The sequence below is a fragment of the Pseudoalteromonas thalassia genome (assembly GCF_049257215.1).
Taxonomy (GTDB): domain Bacteria; phylum Pseudomonadota; class Gammaproteobacteria; order Enterobacterales; family Alteromonadaceae; genus Pseudoalteromonas; species Pseudoalteromonas lipolytica_C.
This window is the reverse complement of sequence record NZ_JBMMUE010000005.1, coordinates 249,400-268,579: the sequence shown is the minus strand read 5'-3', so window position 1 is coordinate 268,579 and position 19,180 is coordinate 249,400. Positions and strand designations below refer to the sequence as shown.

General features: G+C 41.4%; 19 protein-coding genes. 5 read left to right on the top strand and 14 right to left on the bottom strand.

Annotated elements, in window-relative coordinates; translation table 11 throughout:
* Window positions 1–498 precede the first annotated feature (498 nt).
* A complete protein-coding gene (locus AAEU31_RS08905; RefSeq protein WP_064971746.1) occupies window positions 499–645 on the bottom strand; it encodes a DUF2986 domain-containing protein in 147 nt (48 codons plus the stop codon).
* A gap of 156 nt (window positions 646–801) precedes the next feature.
* On the opposite strand from AAEU31_RS08905, the gene AAEU31_RS08900 reads away from it, so the two are divergent.
* The gene (locus AAEU31_RS08900; protein ID WP_421967023.1) at window positions 802–2,292 is read left to right on the top strand and encodes a dipeptidase; all 1,491 of its coding nucleotides are present in this window, start codon (window positions 802–804) and stop codon (window positions 2,290–2,292) included.
* A gap of 65 nt (window positions 2,293–2,357) precedes the next feature.
* Here AAEU31_RS08900 and AAEU31_RS08895 read toward each other — a convergent pair whose 3' ends face one another.
* The 5 genes from AAEU31_RS08895 to AAEU31_RS08875 form a co-directional block, all read right to left on the bottom strand.
* A complete protein-coding gene (locus AAEU31_RS08895) occupies window positions 2,358–3,152 on the bottom strand; it encodes a putative porin (RefSeq protein ID WP_135925714.1) in 795 nt (264 codons plus the stop codon).
* 127 nt (window positions 3,153–3,279) lie between these two features.
* A complete protein-coding gene (locus AAEU31_RS08890) occupies window positions 3,280–3,708 on the bottom strand; it encodes an OsmC family protein (protein ID WP_421967022.1) in 429 nt (142 codons plus the stop codon).
* An 88-nt stretch (window positions 3,709–3,796) separates the two neighbouring features.
* Window positions 3,797–3,949 carry a DUF2256 domain-containing protein gene (locus AAEU31_RS08885; RefSeq protein ID WP_135925712.1) on the bottom strand — a complete coding sequence of 51 codons (153 nt, stop codon included), beginning with the start codon at window positions 3,947–3,949 and terminating at the stop codon, window positions 3,797–3,799.
* A complete protein-coding gene (locus tag AAEU31_RS08880; RefSeq protein WP_421967021.1) occupies window positions 3,939–5,435 on the bottom strand; it encodes a cryptochrome/deoxyribodipyrimidine photo-lyase family protein in 1,497 nt (498 codons plus the stop codon). The genes AAEU31_RS08885 and AAEU31_RS08880 overlap by 11 nt, the downstream gene beginning before the upstream one ends.
* Before the next feature lie 365 nt (window positions 5,436–5,800).
* Window positions 5,801–6,400 carry an FMN-dependent NADH-azoreductase gene (locus AAEU31_RS08875; protein ID WP_295510491.1) on the bottom strand — a complete coding sequence of 200 codons (600 nt, stop codon included), beginning with the start codon at window positions 6,398–6,400 and terminating at the stop codon, window positions 5,801–5,803.
* A 188-nt stretch (window positions 6,401–6,588) separates the two neighbouring features.
* Here AAEU31_RS08875 and AAEU31_RS08870 point away from each other — a divergent pair, with 188 nt between their 5' ends.
* Window positions 6,589–8,511, top strand: coding sequence for a S9 family peptidase (locus AAEU31_RS08870; protein ID WP_421967020.1), 1,923 nt, complete (start codon window positions 6,589–6,591; stop codon window positions 8,509–8,511).
* Window positions 8,512–8,543: 32 nt separating this feature from the next.
* On the opposite strand, the gene AAEU31_RS08865 is transcribed toward AAEU31_RS08870, so the two are convergent.
* Window positions 8,544–9,842 carry an MFS transporter gene (locus AAEU31_RS08865; RefSeq protein ID WP_235382314.1) on the bottom strand — a complete coding sequence of 433 codons (1,299 nt, stop codon included), beginning with the start codon at window positions 9,840–9,842 and terminating at the stop codon, window positions 8,544–8,546.
* A gap of 35 nt (window positions 9,843–9,877) precedes the next feature.
* Window positions 9,878–10,717, bottom strand: a complete 840-nt coding sequence (yghU, locus tag AAEU31_RS08860) for a glutathione-dependent disulfide-bond oxidoreductase (RefSeq protein WP_135925705.1) — start codon at window positions 10,715–10,717, stop codon at window positions 9,878–9,880.
* Between the two features lie 147 nt (window positions 10,718–10,864).
* On the opposite strand from yghU, the gene AAEU31_RS08855 reads away from it, so the two are divergent.
* Together AAEU31_RS08855 and AAEU31_RS08850 are read left to right on the top strand one after the other, a co-directional pair.
* On the top strand, window positions 10,865–11,251 hold the full coding sequence (locus AAEU31_RS08855) for a SpoIIAA family protein (RefSeq protein WP_421967019.1): 387 nt from the start codon (window positions 10,865–10,867) through the stop codon (window positions 11,249–11,251).
* Complete coding sequence (locus AAEU31_RS08850; protein WP_421967018.1) at window positions 11,248–12,267, top strand: endonuclease/exonuclease/phosphatase family protein; 1,020 nt, start codon at window positions 11,248–11,250, stop codon at window positions 12,265–12,267. The genes AAEU31_RS08855 and AAEU31_RS08850 overlap by 4 nt, the downstream gene beginning before the upstream one ends.
* 11 nt (window positions 12,268–12,278) lie before the next feature.
* On the opposite strand, the gene AAEU31_RS08845 is transcribed toward AAEU31_RS08850, so the two are convergent.
* Together AAEU31_RS08845 and AAEU31_RS08840 are read right to left on the bottom strand one after the other, a co-directional pair.
* The gene (locus AAEU31_RS08845; protein ID WP_421967017.1) at window positions 12,279–12,869 is read right to left on the bottom strand and encodes a rhomboid family intramembrane serine protease; all 591 of its coding nucleotides are present in this window, start codon (window positions 12,867–12,869) and stop codon (window positions 12,279–12,281) included.
* A gap of 97 nt (window positions 12,870–12,966) precedes the next feature.
* Window positions 12,967–13,653 (bottom strand): type 1 glutamine amidotransferase domain-containing protein, encoded by a 687-nt coding sequence (locus AAEU31_RS08840; RefSeq protein ID WP_135925701.1) that lies wholly within the window; start codon window positions 13,651–13,653, stop codon window positions 12,967–12,969.
* Between the two features lie 135 nt (window positions 13,654–13,788).
* On the opposite strand from AAEU31_RS08840, the gene AAEU31_RS08835 reads away from it, so the two are divergent.
* The gene (locus AAEU31_RS08835) at window positions 13,789–14,700 is read left to right on the top strand and encodes a LysR family transcriptional regulator (protein ID WP_421967016.1); all 912 of its coding nucleotides are present in this window, start codon (window positions 13,789–13,791) and stop codon (window positions 14,698–14,700) included.
* Here AAEU31_RS08835 and AAEU31_RS08830 read toward each other — a convergent pair.
* From AAEU31_RS08830 to AAEU31_RS08815, 4 genes are all read right to left on the bottom strand, one after another.
* Complete coding sequence (locus AAEU31_RS08830; protein WP_421967015.1) at window positions 14,697–15,434, bottom strand: dienelactone hydrolase family protein; 738 nt, start codon at window positions 15,432–15,434, stop codon at window positions 14,697–14,699. The genes AAEU31_RS08835 and AAEU31_RS08830 overlap by 4 nt on opposite strands.
* Window positions 15,435–15,522: 88 nt before the next feature.
* Entirely contained in the window at window positions 15,523–16,752 is a 1,230-nt protein-coding gene (locus AAEU31_RS08825; protein ID WP_421967014.1) for a glycerophosphodiester phosphodiesterase family protein, read from the bottom strand.
* A 35-nt stretch (window positions 16,753–16,787) separates the two neighbouring features.
* The gene (locus AAEU31_RS08820) at window positions 16,788–17,645 is read right to left on the bottom strand and encodes a carboxylate/amino acid/amine transporter (protein ID WP_421967013.1); all 858 of its coding nucleotides are present in this window, start codon (window positions 17,643–17,645) and stop codon (window positions 16,788–16,790) included.
* Between the two features lie 98 nt (window positions 17,646–17,743).
* Window positions 17,744–19,171 (bottom strand): amidohydrolase family protein, encoded by a 1,428-nt coding sequence (locus tag AAEU31_RS08815; RefSeq protein ID WP_421967012.1) that lies wholly within the window; start codon window positions 19,169–19,171, stop codon window positions 17,744–17,746.
* Window positions 19,172–19,180: the final 9 nt, after the last annotated feature.

Genomic DNA, 19,180 nt, shown 5'->3' with positions numbered 1-19,180 from the left:
AATTTTGCTGAACTAAGTTTAAACTCTTGAGAAAAAGAGCGACGTTGTTTTGTCATAGAACACCTCTGTTTGAGTGGTAATAATACCACCTAAATTAGTGTCCGGTTTCATTGAAGCACAACACTTTGATGACGGCGTGAAATTTATTACGCGTTAAAACAAATTGAACAAAGAGAACAGAATGAGAAGACAATGAGGGAAAACAATAGATTACTTGTTGTATTCTCTAAAGCGCAGCGCCTCTTATCCTCTTTGTGCGTTAAAGATTTTTTCTAACCACGGAGGTCACAGAGAACACAGAGAAAGAGAAGGAGAAACCATTATCTCTTTGTAAATATTGTTTTCTCTGTGTAGCGCGAAGCGCCTCGGTGTACTCTGTGGTTCAAATTGTCTTTTTCAAAATGTTTTCTCTAAAGCGCAGCGCCTCTTATCCTCTTTGTGAATCATAGAAGTGTTGCGCGATATAAAATCGCGCCTACAATCTTACCGCTAGGTATTTTAACTTTCCTGCTCAGCTTCTTGCTGTGCTAATTTTTCGCGTTCTGCCTTTGAGATGTATGCCGGTTTATTGCTTTTATGCAATTTTGCATTGGCACGCTTATCTTTTTGCTTAAGTTTAGTGAAGATCTTTTTTCTGCGGTTCATGAGTCTAACAAACGAATTAATAGGGTGAATGGCTATTGTACCTTGTTGTTATTTTTAAGCGATACATTTTACTTAAATTAGAGATATCATGTCCTGGTCAGAATCGTTACAATTAACGAGTACCTTTAAAAATCTTTTTAAACTCTGGAGCTTACCTTGAAACATTCATTACTTGCTGCATTCTTATTAACTGCCTTCTCTAGTCAGGCTGATGTGTCTGAGCAAAGTGAAAAGCTGGCTAACTACGCGGTAGAGCAATATCAACAAGCGCAAATTCATACCTTAGAGAATTTAGTTTCGTATCCAACGGTGAATAAAGAAGGTTTAGCGACTCCTGATAACCCAGATTTCATTGGCTTTAAGTCGTTCTTAAAAATGAAAGCGGCGCAGTTTGGTTTTGATTATCAAGATTTAGGTTACACAGTATTAATTGGCATGGGTAACCAAGCTGATAAAGTAACCATAGTAACCCATGGTGATGTGCAACCAGCCGATGCCAGTAAATGGCAGCAAAGCCCATTTAAAATGGATAAAACCTCTGAACCTGGAAAGCTAATTGCCCGTGGTACAGAAGACGATAAAGGTGCTATTGCCACAGCATTGCATGCAATGAAGGCGATTAAAGATAACGGCATTACTTTAAATAACCGTATTGAATTAATGGTTTACCTTGCAGAAGAGTCTGACTGGGCACCACTCGAAGAGTTTATGAAAACCTATCAGCAACCAAAATATGCTGTCACTATTGATGCTTCATACCCTGTGGTTGTTGCAGAAAAAGGCTGGAGCTTAATTGCGCCGACTTTCTCAGCGACCTCTGCAAAAACAGGCTTATATGTAAGTAACTTAAAAGGCGGCGCCTTTGTTAGCCAAATCCCTGAAGATGCCAGTGTGCTTGTGCATAACGCCGATGCTGCGACAGTAGCTAAATTACACGACAATGTCGCTAAGCTTAAAAACGTAAAAGTGGCGATGACAGAGCAAGATAATGGCTTGTTAGTGCAAGTGAAGGGGATTTCAGCGCATTCATCTGAGCCAGAAGCGGGTGAAAATGCCATTGCGTACCTTGCAGAAATCTTCAAAGGCATCGACCTTGAGAACAATAGCGATGGTCAAGCAATTGAGTTTATTAATCAGCTAATTGGCCTTGATTTATATGGCGCGCAATTCGGTGAAATTGCTTACAAGCATGATTTTATGGGGCCGATGACTGTTTCGCCAACGTTATTAAGCCGCGATGGTAACGATATTAAATTGTCGGTTAATATGCGCCGTCCTGTTGGTAAACAAAAAGCTGTGCTCAAACAGCAAATTAATGAAGCACTTAGCGCTTGGCAAACCTCTAACAATGTCACGTTAAAAGACACAAAAGTGGTAATTGGTACGCCAATGCTGTTAGATGGTGCACCTCACGCCCAAGCTTTACTTGATATCTTTAAGCATTTTACGGGCGATAAAGACGCGGGCTTTGTGTCAATCGGTGGTGGCACCAATGCGAAGCTATTTGATAATGCTGTTTCATTTGGTCCATCAATGCCAGGTAAAAAGTACACAGGTCACTCAGAACATGAGTTTATTACCGAAGAGCAGTTAGCGCTGAACTTAAAAATGTATACTGCAATGATGATGAAGCTAGGTAATATGTAATTCTATAAACTGAAAACGCCGCTTTATAGCGGCGTTTTTGTTTAAAACTGTTGACTCATTTCTGTTTAGAATTGGGCAACAAACTTGAGGTTGTAGAGTTCAGCTGAGCCGCTTTCAGTGTAATTAGCGGTTAAATAATATTTATCATTAATAAAGTACTTACCTTGTAAAACGAGTTCAGAATCATCCAAACCTGCACCTATGGCATAGTGTTCGCCAAAGTAATAGCTGATCATGGCATTACTTGCTGAATCATTAACGCTGTCTTGATGGCCAACATCAACGGTAATGTAATGGCTGCCGCTTAAGTGATTAAAGTATCTGGCCGAGAGATTCCAAACGTCGAGTTCATCATCTGTTTCTGCGCTAAAACCAAGGTAATCCTTATCGTTGATTTGGAGGTTATACTGCGCTTTTAAGCGGAAATAATCATCACCATATTCACGCACATCCCTATTTACAGAAACTTTTAAGGCATCGGCAAATAAGTAGCCTATACCTAGAGTGTAATTGTCTAAATCCCTCACATCCCTTATATCGGCTACAGCAAACCAGTTATTTAAAAAATACTCGCCAAATATACCAATGTCATTGTAGTAATCTCCTCCTGAGTAATTGACTAGGATGTTTGAATCTGTATCTAGGTAACCATAATCATCGAGCACACCCGAGCTCTGCTGCTCTTCAAAGTAATAATGGCTTGCTAATTGGTAGCCATTAAAGCTATATCTGTCATGTTCTACGTGAGTGTAATTGATACTATTGAACCACTGTTTACTCACCTGTTGCTCTGTTGCGGCTGTTGAATAGCTTGAATAAGCGAGCGTTGCAAGTGCAATAGGGGCTAGTTGTTTAAACATACATATCCTTGTTGTATTTGGTTTTTGTTCCATAAAGATAATACAACAAGCAGGAATTTACATTGTAATAAAGTGTTGTGGGCCTGTTAGAATATGAAAAGGCCAAGCAGTGCTTGGCCGAACGGGATTAATTAAGCTTTGTGGTGAGTGATATCTCAGCATTCATGAGTTTTGAAATAGGGCAGCCTTGCTTGGTTTGCTCACAAAGTTGCTCAAATTTTTCAATCGAAATATCACTTATCTTCGCACTTACATCTAGTGCGATATGGCTTACTTCGAAGCCATCGTCAACCTCATCTAGGCTAACGGTTGCTTTGGTGGTTATGTCGTCAGCCACAAAGTCTGCTTCGGCTAGTGCCAGCGACAGTGCCATACTAAAACAACTACTATGAGCAGCAGCAATAAGTTCTTCGGGGTTAGTGCCCGGTTTGCCTTCAAAGCGGGTGTTAAAGCCAAATGGCTGTTTATCAAGTGCACCGCTTTCACTAGAAATGTAGCCTTTGCCAGATTTAATATCACCAGACCAACTTGTATGTGCAGATTTTTTAATCGTCATCGTCATCTCCTTTGTAAATTTTTCGGCGACCGTGAAAAGCTTTCAGGGTTTCGTGCCGAAAAGTGTGAGTTAACGATATAGTTGCAACTTAAACGCCAATATTTCTTTTCGCTTCGCGCTTGCAACGCTCAGAGCAATATTTAACATGCTGCCAGTCTCGTTGCCACTTCTTACGCCACACAAATGGCCTGTCACATACGGGACAGGTTTTGCTGGGTAAATTAAGTTTTTTATGTGCCATGACGTTGCCTTTTTAGGCTAATCACATGCTTACGCAGTACGGCTTTTGTGCCGCGTTTTACATCATCACGTTCTCGGAATGACCATAATCGCTCACGTGCTTGCTTGGCAGCCTTTTCTATATCGACCATGGGCTCGGGGTAGTCTTCGCCTAGTTTAAAGTTATTAAACAAAGCTTCCATTGGCGGCAGTTGCCATGGCTGGTGGATATCTTCTACAGGCAGCTCTTTAAGCTCAGGACACCATGTTTTAATAAATATGCCATCTGGATCTTTATCTTCAGATTGCTTTATTGGGTTATATAAACGAATGATGTTGGTTCCTGTGACCGATGCTTGCATTTGGATTTGTGGGTAATGAATTCCCGGTTCAAAATCTAAAAAATAACGCGATAAAATTAAACTAACAGGATGCCAGTGAATGTTCATATGGTGGGTCATAAAGCTGACTAACATAGCGCGCATTCTAAAATTAATGTAACCAGTTGCTTTGAGGCAGCGCATACAGGCATCAATAATAGGAATGCCTGTTTGGCCTTGCTCAAAGCGATTTAGGTGCTCATCAAGGTGATCATCATCGCGATAAGGGTAGTGCTGGTAGCCTGTGTTTTGCGGAGCAAACTCCATGCTGCATTGAGTTTCAAACTTTTGCATAAAATGGCAATGCCAATGTAATCGAGACTCAAAGGCATGCAATGAACGTCGCCAACTTTTAGGTTGTTTTGGTAGGTAGTATCTCAATGTTTGATAAACCTGTCTTAGGCTTAAATTCCCCCATGCTAAGTATGGAGAGAGTCTTGAGCATGAATCTCTACTTTTTGATGGGCTTGAAATACCGCTTTGGTAGCCTTTAGCTCGCTGTTCTATAAAGCTTTTAAGACAGGCTCTTGCTGCATGAGGGCCGCCATATTGAAACTGAGGATCGTGGTTTAGAAAATCGTCAAAACACTCTGCTGCTTGATAATTATTAGGTAGTACAGCTTTAAAAGCTTGCCAATTTGGTTTTACGAGAGGTTGGTTCATCACCTCGTGCCAATGAGTTTGCCAATCAAACTGTTTTGGTCGTGCTCGTTTTACTCCTCCTAATGGCGTTTCATGCCATGGAATAGCTTTATTATTTAGCCAGAGTTTTACTTGTTTATCTCGCTCGAAAGTGTTGTAAAGCCCAATTTCTTCATGACTATAAACTCCAGCAATTTCAAACTCGTCATTGAGTGTTTCTAGCAATGTAATCATCTGTTGATTATAAATGGCGATTTCAGCGTTGTATTTTTCGAGCTGTTGGTTGATGTCTTTAAGTGACTGAGCAACAAAACGCCAGTGCCTTAAGCTGTAATGGGGGTCTTCGAGTAATAGGGGCTCAAAACTATAAATAAGTAAGCAAGGCAGGTCTGATGCAATCGCATTGGCAAGTGGTTGATGATCAGAAAGTCTTAGGTCACGTTTGAACCAAACAAGATTCACTTTTTGCTTATTTGAGCTTGCCATAATGTTGAAGTTAGAGAAATAAATGCTTCTTATATACGAAGCAATCCCTATCTTCGATTAATGAGTTACACGATCCACACACTTTCCAAATTTTTAGCGTATTGCTCATACACTTTTTGATGGCAATCAGATTATGTTTATAGTCATAAATAACTTAAGAGGGTCGCTATGAAGCGTTTATTTGCTCTTTATGTTTTAGTAACTTCGCTGTTAGCGCAATATTCTGAGCAATAAGGAGAGCAGGTAAAGAAGCGGCTTTTGCCACTGTGCAAAAAAGTTTGCTTTATCTGAAGGTGATTCGCTGTTATCGGTCACTGCGTAAATCACAAAGCGGTCATGATGACCGCTTTTTTATACTTTGCTGATTATAGTGCTGCAGCAAATGTGTTGATTTCGTTTTTCGCTGCTTCTAGACTTTGCTCTGCGTCTGGCATCGCTAGGCCCTCAGCATAAATAAAGTGAACGTCAGTCATACCTACAAAACCAAGTACATCTTTTAAGTATTTAGTTTGTGTATCCATGTCGGTGCCTTGATAGATACCACCACGCGCTGCAAGTACCACTACTTTTTTGCCTTCAACTAAACCTACAGGGCCTTGCTCAGTGTACTTAAAGGTAATACCTGCACGGGCAATACGATCAATCCAAGCTTTAAATGTCGAAGGAATACCAAAGTTATACATTGGCATACCAATAACGATTAACTCGTTGTCGTTAAGTTCAGCGATTAAATCGTCAGATATTGCAGCAAGTGCTTTTTGTTCATCACTGCGTTCGTTTGCATCAGTCATCCAGGCAGCCATTTCTGTCTGCGTTAAGTGAGCAATGGCATTGTCGCTTAAATCGCGAGTTGTTACTGAAATTTGTTGGTTGTTAGCAAGCTGCTCAACAAATTGTTGGCTAAGCTTGGTTGAATTACCTTGTTCACCATTTAAAGATGAATTTAACACAAGTACTTTTTTCATCATGTCACCTAAGAAAACTGAATTTGTGCAGTCATTATAATTAGCAAAAAATAAATTAATAATGCTTTTAATCGAGTACTTTGTTCGTTTTAAACGAATGATTGTCAGAGGTGAAATTTCTTACATAGTCTTTTATTTTCTTTTAATGTTATTCTTTAGGAACAGAAAAAAATGAAATGGACTTTATGATGAAGTACTTACTGCTTTCACTATTTGCGGTACTAAGCTTAATGCCCCGTGCTGCTGAAAACACGCAACTCCCTGTAGAGTCATTCGCCTCTTTACGGGCTTTTAGTCAAGTAAAATTCTCACCAAATGGAACTCACCTATCGTTTATTCGAAATGTTAATGGAGAGCTGGTGTTAACGGTTTATAACCGTAAAACGAAAAAAGCTGAGTCTATCATTCGCTCAGATAACCACACTATTTTCTTCGATTGGTATGAATGGGCAAATGATGATGTACTGCTTTTAGGTGCGCGCTATATTCAACGTCAGTTTGGTGGTCCTAAATATTCATCAACGCGAATGTATGCTTACAATATTAATGATAAAGACAAGGCAAAATTAGCGATAGAGCCAAACTTTCATCGTGACGAGCGGCAACCGCAATTTGGCGATCAGGTCATCAGTTTTTTACCGAGTAAAAAAGATAAAATCTTAGTGCAAGGTGACTTTGATGTTGCCAATGCGCCAGGTGTGTATGAACTTGACTTATATACACTTCGTAAAAAGAAAGTGCAGCGTTCAAGCAGTAAAGTTATTGACTGGACAGCAGACCGTCAAGGCAAAGTACGTATTGCCCTTAAAATGGATGAAGACGAATTTGAATATATTCTATATGACGAAGATAGAGACAATCGTAAAACATTATTCAAATATAAAGCATTTAGCCCTGATGTAGTAAGTGTTTTGGGCTTTGATAAAGACCCTAATATTATTTATTACAAAGCACTCAAAGGTGGCTACGATGCTCTTTATAAAATGAACCTAACAACCATGAAAAAAGAGTTAGTGTTTAGCGATGATAACTATGATTTCGACGGTCATATATTCTATTCACCTTTAACTGGTGAAGTGGCAGGGTTTACTCACTCACAGCTTGATGAGGGGATCCATTACTGGGATGAAGATTTAAATAAGCTTTATACTAGTTTGCGTGCTGTATTACCTAAAGATAAATTTGATATTGATATTATCGATACTAGTAAAGATCAGCGCCAATACGTGCTTTATTTAACTAGTGATGATAGCGCTGGAACTTATATGCTAGGGAACCGTGATACGAACGAGTTAACAGTATTTTCATCGGCATTTCCGGATATTGATGACACAGTTTACAGCGGTAAAAAGAAAATCAGTTATAAAGCCCGTGATGGTTTAACTATTGAAGGGTATTTAACCTTACCTGTGGGTTATAAAAAAGGTGATAAATTGCCTACCATTGTGTTCCCACATGGCGGACCAATGGCTCGTGATTACGCAGGCTTTGACTACTGGACTGCGTTGCTTGCCTATAATGGTTATGCAGTGCTACAACCAAACTTTCGTGGTTCAAGTGGTTATGGTCATGAATTTGAAATGGCTGCTGTACAAGGTTTTGGTAAAGAAATGCAAGATGACTTGCAAGATGCCGCGAATTGGCTTGTTGGTGAAGGTATCGCTAATAAAGATAAAATCTGTATTGGTGGAGCAAGTTATGGTGGTTATGCCGCACTAATGGCGGTGGTTAAGCACCCTGAAACATTCAAATGTGCAGCCAGCTTTGCTGGTGTCACCGATCTTGAGCGTATTGTTAGTAAGGCACGATATTTCACAAATAAAGAAATAGTGCGTAAGCAATTTGGTACTGATGGCGATAAATTAGAAAAGGTCTCGCCAGTTAATTTTGCAAAACAAATTAATCGCCCAGTGTTACTCGTTCATGGTTCTGATGATAACGTGGTACCTGTTTATCATAGCCGAGAAATGGAAGATGAGCTTAAAGACGAAGGCAAAGACGTTACCTATATTGAGCTTGAAGATGGTGACCACTACTTGTCGCATCAGCCGTATCGAATTAAAACATTGCAAGCGTTTTTAGAGTTCTTCGATAAGAATTTGAAAAACTAAAGAGAAAAGGCGACTTCGGTCGCCTTTTTGAATTAAGTTTCTGGTAAAAACCAAGCACTAATAGCACCTACCAAGCCTAAAAGGCTATAAAATAATATAAGCTCGGCGGTGCTTAAGTACGCATTTAGTAAGCCAACGCTGCCAAGTAACAGTAAGATAACCCCGATCACTGTATTACTAACAGAGACATAGTCTGTACGCTTGTTACCTTCTGCCATATCAACAAGGTAGGTTTTACGGCCAAGGCGTACTCCTTGATGAGCTACAGTGAGTAAAAAATAACACAGTGGTAATAACCAAAACTCATTGAGAGTGGATGGGCTTAAGTAAGCAACCAAATAAACAGCAAAGCCATTAAAAGTAACGAGTATCGCAGCAAGCACTAAAACGCGCCGACTAGATAAATCACTGAGCCTACCCCAAATAGGAGCGGATACTAAGTTTGCTAGTCCTGATAGCGCCATAAACGTAGCAAGCAATGAAAAGTCGAAAGCTTGTTCACTGGCAAGTACGATATAAAAAGGGGCGCTCAAGGCCGAGCACAATAACAATGCACGAGTAATTATAAAATGTGCAAATTGCTTGTCTTGGTAAAGCAGTTTTAGTTTTTTAAGAGCATGTAGCAAACCGTTTTCAGCGCCTTCTGTTGCGCCTTTGTATTCTTTAATACGACTGTAACTAAGCGCTGCGAAAACCCACATAAGCACAGCTAGCATCAGTGCAATATACACTCCATTCTCATAACCAAGACTTTGTAGATACCACAAACCAAGACCGAAGGTGAGTGTTGCAAATCCGGCAAAGCTGGCAGCAAGACCACTTATACCTCCGCGCTGTTGTTTAGGAATAACTTTACCTAATACATCTTTTGCAGCAATAGAGTTAAAGCCGCGAGCAAGGCTAAAAACAATCAAAAGAGCAATAATAGCAAACCCAGCGTTTGTACCTTGCAGCGTTAAAGCACAAACCAACATGCCCACAATACACAAAGCCTGCACAATCGCGCCAATTACCCACACCCACTTTCTGACGGGCAGCTTACGAATGGCACTTGCTATCGCCAGCTGTGGCAACATAGAACCTGATTCACGAATAGGCACAAGCCAAGCAATAAAACTGCTTGGCACATTAATGCTTTGTAACAGCCAAGGCAGGGTTACCTTTGGGTTTAACAAGGCATCGGCAAACTTACTAAATAGTTGGCTCACTAATAAGGTAATAAAATTGCCGGGTACGACTTTACAAGCCGCCTCATCAATTGCTTTGCAGGCACGGGCATCTTCGGTGTTACTAAGGCGTTGGTATATGTCTTCTTTGCTGAGTTTTTTCATATAGTTAGTATTTATGAAAAAGGGCCGTTAAGCCCTTAAAAATCATCTTTAGAGTGGCGTTCAGCTAATTGTTCAGCTTCATCACCCCATGTGCGGTTTACTCGGCGACCACGTTTTACGGCAGGGCGACGTTCGATTTGTTTTGCCCAGCGTATTACATGACTATATGACTCGACATCTAAAAACTCAGCTGCATCATATAAATAGCCAAGCACTAGGCTGCCATACCAAGGCCAAATAGCAATGTCGGCAATTGAGTATTCACTGCCCGCCATATAATCATGGTCACTTAGGTGACGGTTTAACACGTCTAACTGACGTTTAACTTCCATTGTGAAGCGGTCAATCGGATACTGCATTTTATAAGGTGCATAGCTATAAAAATGGCCAAAACCACCGCCTAAGTAGGGGGCAGAACCCATTTGCCAAAACAGCCAATTGCGACATTCTGTTTTACTAGTATGATCGCTTGGGATCAGTGCATCAAACTTCTCTGCTAAGTACTGTAAAATAGCCCCTGACTCAAACACGCGAGTAACAGGTGTAGTACTGTGATCCATTAAGGCTGGAATTTTTGAATTAGGATTTACACTAACAAACCCAGAAGAGAATTGATCACCATCGCCGATCTTAATTAAAAATGCATCGTAGTCGGCTTCATCAATACCTAGCTCTAATAGCTCTTCGAGCATAATGGTGACTTTTTGACCATTCGGTGTTGCAAGTGAGTAGAGTTGAAGGTTGTGTTTACCAACGGGCAAGTCTTGTTCGTGGGTCGCACCTGAGACCGGGCGATTAGTCTTAGCCCATTCACCACCGTTTTCTGCATCCCATTGCCACACTTTAGGTGGCGTATAACTGTCGGTATTACTCATTGAAACTCCCTAAATTGTGCTTTAATGAATGTTATTACGAGATTACCATCCTAGTTGATCAACCTAAGCAAGGGAAGTAGAGTTATAAAATAGTATTATGTCGATATTGTTAACTTGTTAAGTTTAAATAATTTTCAGGAGGCTGTTATGAAAAAGCATGGCTTAGCTATTGGTTTAGAGCGAACAGGCACTACCTTTTACCTTACCTTAAAAGTGGTGGGTAAATTGACTCACGACGATTATTCGACCTTAAAGCCACTGGTTGATAATGCACTTGCTTCGGTGCCTCGGGTCAAAATGAGAGTGTTTGTAGATATAACAGAGCTTGAAGGATGGGAATTACAAGCGGCGTGGGATGATTTTAAATTTGGCTTAAAACATAACAAAGAGTTTTGTCGCATTGCGGTACTGGGTAATAAAAAATGGCAACAAGTTGCTAGTAAAGTTGGTAATTGGTTTACCAGTGGCGAAGTTAAGTATTTTGAAGATGCAACAATCGCTCGCGAATGGCTATATGAACAAGGACATAAGTGACAGACTATAATCAATTAAAGGTCGCAACATTTAATTTATATAATTATTTAGCGCCACCTGACGCATTTTATGATTTTCAGCGTATTTATAGTGCTGAGCAATGGGCCAAAAAGCAGCGCTGGTTGGCCGATTACCTTAAAAATCAGCAGCCAGACATTATTGGCTTTCAAGAAGTGTTCAGTATCAATGAACTGAAACAACAAGTTAACGCAGAGGGTTACCCCTATTTTGCAGTAGTTGATGAGCCAACTGTTATTGATGACTTTATTTATCGCGATCCAGTTGTCGCGATTGCCTCACGTTATAAAATTGTCGATGTAAGTCAGGTTGAGGCAGAGCAAGATGATGCTTTAGCCATGGGCTTAAGCGCTAATTTCAACTTTAGTCGACGCATTATTCGCGCGACACTTGAAGTTCCTCACTTAGGGCACGTCGATTGCTATGTGGTGCACTTTAAATCAAAGCGCAGCATGCTCCATCATCAGGATGATGAAAGCCACAGTGAACAGCAAAACTTAGTTATGCAGTTAAAATCACAAGCTCTTGGGCGCTGGGCATCCAGCATACAGCGTGGCAGTGAAGCCGTATTGTTACTCGTTGAAATCATTAAACGCAGAGCGCACAGCAATAACCCGGTGATTGTAATGGGGGATTTTAATAATGAGTTACACGATGGCGTGCTTAACCACCTAATAGCTGATCATCTTCGCTTTAGCGGTCATAGGCAAAATAGCCCATCTCGTTCAGAGTTTAAACTACAAGATAGTTGGCAACTGTATCAGCGCCATGTTGTAATCGAAAATGATAGAGAAGCAACCCACTATTTTGGCAGTAGCAGCTCAGTGTTTGATTATATTTTGTTATCTCGAGAGTTTGATGCCGGGTTTCAGAGCAGTTTTTTTGAAGTGGTGGATTATCACACCTACGATCAGCACTTGATCAACCCGCAATTTGCCTATGATGATCAAAGCACCGACCATGGCGTTGTGATGGTGACAATGAAGCTGAGAAGCTAGAAGCTTTAAGTTTAAAGCTTCAGATTCTTTTGTTTATCACGTTTTGCCATAATATAGCCGATGAATGCGCCGCTAATTGCGCCGAATAAATGGCTTTCGAATGAAATATGGATGCGCTGCGGAAAGACACCCCAAATTAGGCCGCTGTATAGCACAACAACCGCAATACTGATTAAAATGGCTTTGAATGAGCGGTGCATAATGCCGTAGCAAATTAAGTAGCCCCATAAACCGTATATAACACCACTTAAACCAACATGAATGTTGTTGCGACCAAATAGCCATACTAATAACCCACCAATGAGCGCAGTACCAGTAAATACCAGCCAAAAACGTTTTACGCTAAATTGGCAAACTAGCCATGCAAGAATAGCAAAAGGCACTAGATTACTAAAAAGGTGCGCCCAACCACCATGTAAAAATGGCGCAAAAAACACCCCTGATAGACCTGACATTTGCCTTGGTAAAATCCCTAAACCATTCAAATTGATGCCGGGTAGGGTATTAATTATTTGCAGTACCAAGCACACCAGCATAATGCCTAAAATGGCGAATCGCTTACTACTGATAGGAGGAAGTTTGACAGCTTTTTTTTCAGTCATGATGAGAAGCTCTTAAATCAAGGTGACCGAATGAGTATAACTTATTAAAAGTGAAGGTAAACACCCTGCTAAGCAAGGTGTTTACTAAAGGCTTGGGTTAACCTAATTTGGTAAGTAGTTTTTTCGCAGCAAGCTCTGAACTTGCAGGGTTTTGCCCTGTGATTAGTAGGCCATCTTCAATCGCAAGCTCGCCCCAATCATCGGTTTTTTGATACTGACCACCTTGTTTAATTAACTCATCTTCAACAAGTAATGGCACTACATTGGTAAGTTGTACAGCGTCTTCTTCTGAGTTACTAAAGCCAGTTACTTTTTTATCAAACACAACAGATTTACCAGCTGCATTTTTCGCATTAAGTAATACTGCACTGGCGTGACACACTGCACCCACTGGCTTATCTGAATTAAGAAATTGCTCAATTAAATTGATCGAATCTTGGTTATCAACTAAATCCCATAGCGGACCATGGCCGCCTGGGTAAAACACCGCATCGTAATCACTGGCTTTTACGTCAGCCAGAGGTTTTGTATTAGCCATTAAGGTTTGTGCTGCGCTGTCTTGATCAAAGCGTTTTGTAGCATCAGTTGCAGCATCAGGTGCCGCACTGTTTGGATCAATCGGAGGTTGGCCACCTTTAACAGAGGCTAAAGTTACCTCTGCACCAGCATCAATAAAGGCGTAGTAGGGCGCGGCAAATTCTTCAACCCAAAAGCCCGTTTTATGGCCGGTATCGCCAAGCTCATCGTGTGAAGTAAGTACCATTAAAATTTTCTTAGCTGACATAGTGAATCCCTTTTTTGCTTATTAAACATCGTTAATAACACTATAGGGGTGAAAATCTAGTTAAACAACGCAGATAAATTTGACTTCATTGGTTTAATAATTGATACAATTATTCAGGTTAGATTAGGAGTTTGTATGAAAGTATCGTTTGAGCAATTAAAAAGCATGGTGGTGTTTGCCCATATTGTGCAGCAAGGCAGCTTAACTAAAGCGGCTCAACAACTTGGTTTATCAAGGGCCGTTGTCAGTTACCACTTAAAGAAATTAGAACAGCAATTAAAGCTGACGTTACTTAATCGCTCAACCCGCACCATGACCCTCACCGAAGCAGGGATGGCTTATTACGAACGTTGTCAGGCTATCACCGAGCATGCTGAGGCTGCTAACTTACATCTTGAAAACTTAAAGAGTGAGCCTGTTGGGGTTATTAAATTGAGTTGTCCGGTGAATGTTGGCTTACAACTTGTGGTACCGGCACTGGCCCAGTTTAAGCGTTTGTATCCGAAAATTGATATCGATTTACAGCTCAGTGATGATGTGGTTGATATCATCAAAGAGGGCTATGACTTAGCGATTAGAGGCGTAGCCCTTGAGAGCTCAAATCTACAAGCCACTAAGTTTGCAAGTCTGGCGACCTGCATATGTGGCTCAGTCGATTACTTTACAAAATACCCTATACCAAAGAGCATTGCCGATTTAGCTGAGCATACGTGGGTGGTGTATCAACCAAGTAGTGCCATTGTCACACTCGAAAAAGATAAACGCCGCTATGAGGTGCCTGTTAGTGGTGGCATAAGTACCAATAACGCTGCTGCGCGAACAGCTTTTGTTGAAGCTGGGCATGGTTTAGCGAAGATCCCTGTTTATGATGCACTGCCAAGGATCAAAGCGGGATTGTTACGGACAATCTTAGATGATCACAAAACCTCAGATATTGAGCTTTTTGGGGTGTTCCCGCCAGGGGCGGCGGGAAGTAAAAAATTGCGGGTTTTACTTGATTACTTGAAAGATTATTTTACTAATCAAGTTGCTACTATGACAATTTAAACCAGTGTTCGGTTAAATAAAGCAACGGCTTGTTGATACATGCTGATCGCAAGGGCTGGGTCGTATCGGTCGCCTTCGTCGCGCATAAAGGCATGTTGGGCGTTAACCTCTTGCCACTGGTAATTAATTCCTGTTGCCACCGCTTGTTGGTAAAGTTTAAGGCGGCCTTCTTTTGGTACATGTGGGTCTTGTTTACCCCAAATAAAATGAATTTCACCTTTAATATCTGCCATGCGCTCAAATGAGTTATTACCCGCTTGTGCAGGCAGGGTATCGCTGTGTATATCTGTCGCGTATAAACAAAAAGCGGCCTTGATACTTGGGTTTAATGCAGCGCGGTACGCGAGGTGACCACCAATACATACGCCCATGGCACCTACATTTCCTGTGCAGTAATCTTGCTGACGCGCAAATGCAATTAAAGCGTCAGTATCTGAGTCATGGCTCTCAAGCGGTTTTGCCCATTTGTCGGCATTGCCTTTGTCTTTACCTGCATCATCGTAGGCAAGTACCGTCCCAATAGGATTTAACTCATGAAAAACTTCTGGCACTAATACGACAAAGCCATGACCAGCAAGTATTGCAGCAGAGCGCGCAATCGGTGCTGTTTCTTGGAAGATCTCAGAATAGAAAATAACACACGGGTATTTACCTTCTTCTACAGGACGATAAATACTGGTGCGCATTGCGCCTGTGTTGGTCGCTATGTCGTGGCTATGGTGCTGAATAATCATGTTAATCCTTGTAAAATCGGTTTAGCTAATAATACCTCAGCCCCACCTTTTGGACGAGTCAAAGCCCTTGAAATTTATTGATGCTCAGTTATTTCTTTGAGGCAGGGTACTGCATACAGCTTGCGTAATAGGTAAGAGTAGCAGGCCAGTCAGAGAAAATGGCCATTACACCCACTTGCTTAGCAAGGACGTCTATTACATTCATCATTTGCCCGTCTAGTTTAATCAAGCTGGCAATTGACTGGTAATAATAACCCCCGCCATTATCTAATGGACCAGAGCGCTCTAAACTCCAAGTAATGATGTTCAGCCCGGCTTGTTTAGCTTTAATAGCATAAAGTGAAGGCACAATTTTACCTGACTCATCAAGGCTTAAAAGCATCCACATTGGCGGTGCGATAATGCGTACTCCATCGTTATACAGAGCCTGCATTGATGGCTGCCAAGTTGTTTCATCCATGGCATCAAAGTGTGCTTGCTCATCTCTGCCATCAAGATAAATACTGTTGTTTGCAAATTCAGGGTGATTGTTTAGCCAATACTTCACATCTTCAAGATTAAATGATTGCGGATAAACATCTTGGCTATTCACACCTAAAGCTCGATACTCATCAAGCATTTTTTGCGCATAATCTTGCTGGCTAAAACCGTGAAATGGCATGCTGACTTCTGGGCTTTTTAGCTCGGGTGTCATTTTTACACCTAGTGATTCAAATAACTCAATGCTTTGCTGGTGGGTCATTACGGTGCCACTGTTTGCGTATAAATCAGTGCGCCAGCTTGGTGTGCCTTGCATATACTCTGCGACCGTTTTGGCATTTGCATTGGCACCATCCATTTTAGCTTTTAGGGTTAAAAACTCAGCTTGGGTGATATCGCTGGTGCAGCATTTAGCCTGAGCTGGTTGGCCGTCTTTGGCCGGAGTAAAAGGTTGGCTGCATTTTGCTGCGAGCTCAGGAATCGCTAAAATGTTGGTAGTGGTGTGTAAATCACACTGTGAATGACGACACACGAGTTGTTTGTCTTTAGTAAAGGCGACGTCACATTCAAGTACGCCAGCGCCCATTCTTGCAGCGGCTAAATATGACTCTTTGCTGTGCTCAGGAAACTGCATGGGGGCGCCGCGATGACCAATGACAAAATCAGTTTTGTAAAAAGGGCCATTACCGCATGCCGCAAGTTGCTGCTTTAACGGTCCATCAGGCATATTGTCGATTAAATAGTAAGGCCTAGCACCAACTTGCACTGCCTGCTCATCAGGCAGACTATTACAACCTTGAATAATGAAAACTAAACAACATAAAACTAGTGCGCGCATAACAGCATTCCTCTAATCTAATAGAGTTTAGCCTATCATGACTCCATGGCAGTTTTATTAAGTTTCTGATTTATAATAAGTGCTAATAAGATAATCGCTGCGCCAATGGCAAGCTTGATGATATCAGCATCACGGTTCCAAATAACAATGTTAACGATGATCCCTGCTGGGATCAGTAGGTTATTCATTACGGCCAAGGCACCTACATTGACGATGGTCGCGCCTTTATTCCAAGCGAAATAACCAAGCCCTGAAGCTATCGTGCCTAAGTAAATTAACACGCCCCATTGTGTAGTAGTGGTGGGTAGCTTACTGGTATCACCAAATAAGCCGTAACAAATCAGTGCGACAATTAAAGCACCAATAAAGAACCAAGCAAACACCCGAGAGTGGGGGAGTTGCTCATCTTGCATTAAACGTTTGTAAGTTACTTGCCCAGTGGCAAAGCAAATATTAGCAGCCTGAACCATTAGCATACCAATGAGATAGTTTTCATCGACGCCTTCATAGCGAATAGCAACGGCACCTAAAATAGCTAGCATTGCGGCGAATAAAAACTTGGCATTAAAACGCTTTTCAAGCAAATCGTTTAACAAAGTGATGTAAAGTGGCGTCATTACCGTGAATAGCAGTACCTCGGGCACGCTAAGGTACAAAAACGAATGGTAATAGAAGCTGTACATAACACCAAGCTGTACTGCGCCTATTGCCATGAGCTTTAGTGCTAAGGCTTTAGGGGTTTTACGCCAGTGTAAAAAAGGTAAAAACACGCAAGTTGCCAAGCCAATACGCATTAACACACTAAACCATGCATCCACTTGGCCTGCTAAATAGACACCAATAAGACTAAACGAAAAGGCCCAAAGCAGGGTTACAGCAAATAAGTAGGTCATGTTATTCGAGTTATGTGCAAAAAAGGGCAGTGTATATGAGATGGCTGAAAATTAAAATTGCCCATGACGGATAATACGTGGTCATGGGCAATGGGGGGCTAGGGTTGACTGGCAACAAAGGCTTTTGCTTGTTGCTTTAATAGCTCGAGTGCGTTGCTATCGTAAAACGTGCTGTGCGAGACAACACCGCTTAGTGTTTGTGTGTTACGAATATCAATAAGTGGGTTTTCTGAAAGCAAAATGAGATCGGCTACTTTGCCTTCACTAAGTGCACCGTATTGCTGTTGTTTATTTAAAAACTTAGGCCCCGCAAGAGTTGCAGCTTGCAGTGTTTGCAGTGGTGTTAGGCCATATTCAGTAAAAATACTCAGTTCTTGGTGCAAAGAAAGCCCCGGATAAATATACGAATTTAAAAAGCCTGCATCTGTGCCAGCAATAATGCTCACACCTGCTTGTTGGGCGATAGGGAGTAACTGTGCGGTTTTAACAAAACGCTCTTTGCGCTGTTTGATTTGTGCGGGCATGTCTTTGTTAGCTCTATCGACTCGCCACTGGTAAGTTGCTTTTAAACCTTTACCCAAATAATCTAAAAAAGCATCGTCTTGATGATTATCTTCATCAATGTAAGCCGTTATTTTGCCACCAATCAAGGTGGGCACCACTGCGGTGTTATTGTTGGCAAGAACTGTAAATTTCTCAATGGCTGTTGGTTCATCAAACTGCGCGGTGATAATAGGCAGCGCAGTGCGATAACTTAGCTCTTTTGAGGCAACCTTTGCGGAAATATCTGCTTCGTTTTTAGCTGCAGCTTTAAGCATATAGGTCATATGCTCAATCGCATCAAGACCCGCCTTAGAAACATCAGTCACAGACAACGAAAATGGAATATGACCTGAAATTTTGTAACCCCGCTTTTTAACCTCTTTTACTGCCTTTAGGTAAAGCTCAGGCGTTAAAGCGCTGTCGGTAATTTTGATAAAATCGACGTCCATGCTGTCTAACAGATCCATTGCAGCATGCATTTCTGCGGTTGTTTCTACTTCTAAATCACCGGGCCAAATAGACCCTTTACCTTCTAATTTCGGGCCAGAGGTAAAAATAGTTGGGCCCACTAACTGACCTTGTTTTACTTGTTCACGCCAGCTAAGTACAGATTCACTCAAATCAGCCGCAGCATCACGAACGGTTGTTACGCCATAGGCTAAATACAGTGGCAGTAGCTGTTTATTCTCTTCAATAAGCTCATCACCACCGCCAAAATGGACATGCATATCCCATAAACCAGGCATGACATACTGACCTTTTGCATCAATCAATGTTGAGCTTTGATATTGGCTACTTAAAGGTTTATCACTACGTTTGATGATGATCCCATCGCGAATGGCAAGTGATTGTTTTGCTGTGATATCCCCAGTTTGCATATCAATAATTTGGGCGTTTTCTATCACGATATCGGCGCGCTCATCTGGGGTTGATGAACATGCAGCTAAAGCTGAGCAAAGTCCTAAAAGTAAAGCGTTTTTCATGTGTGAACT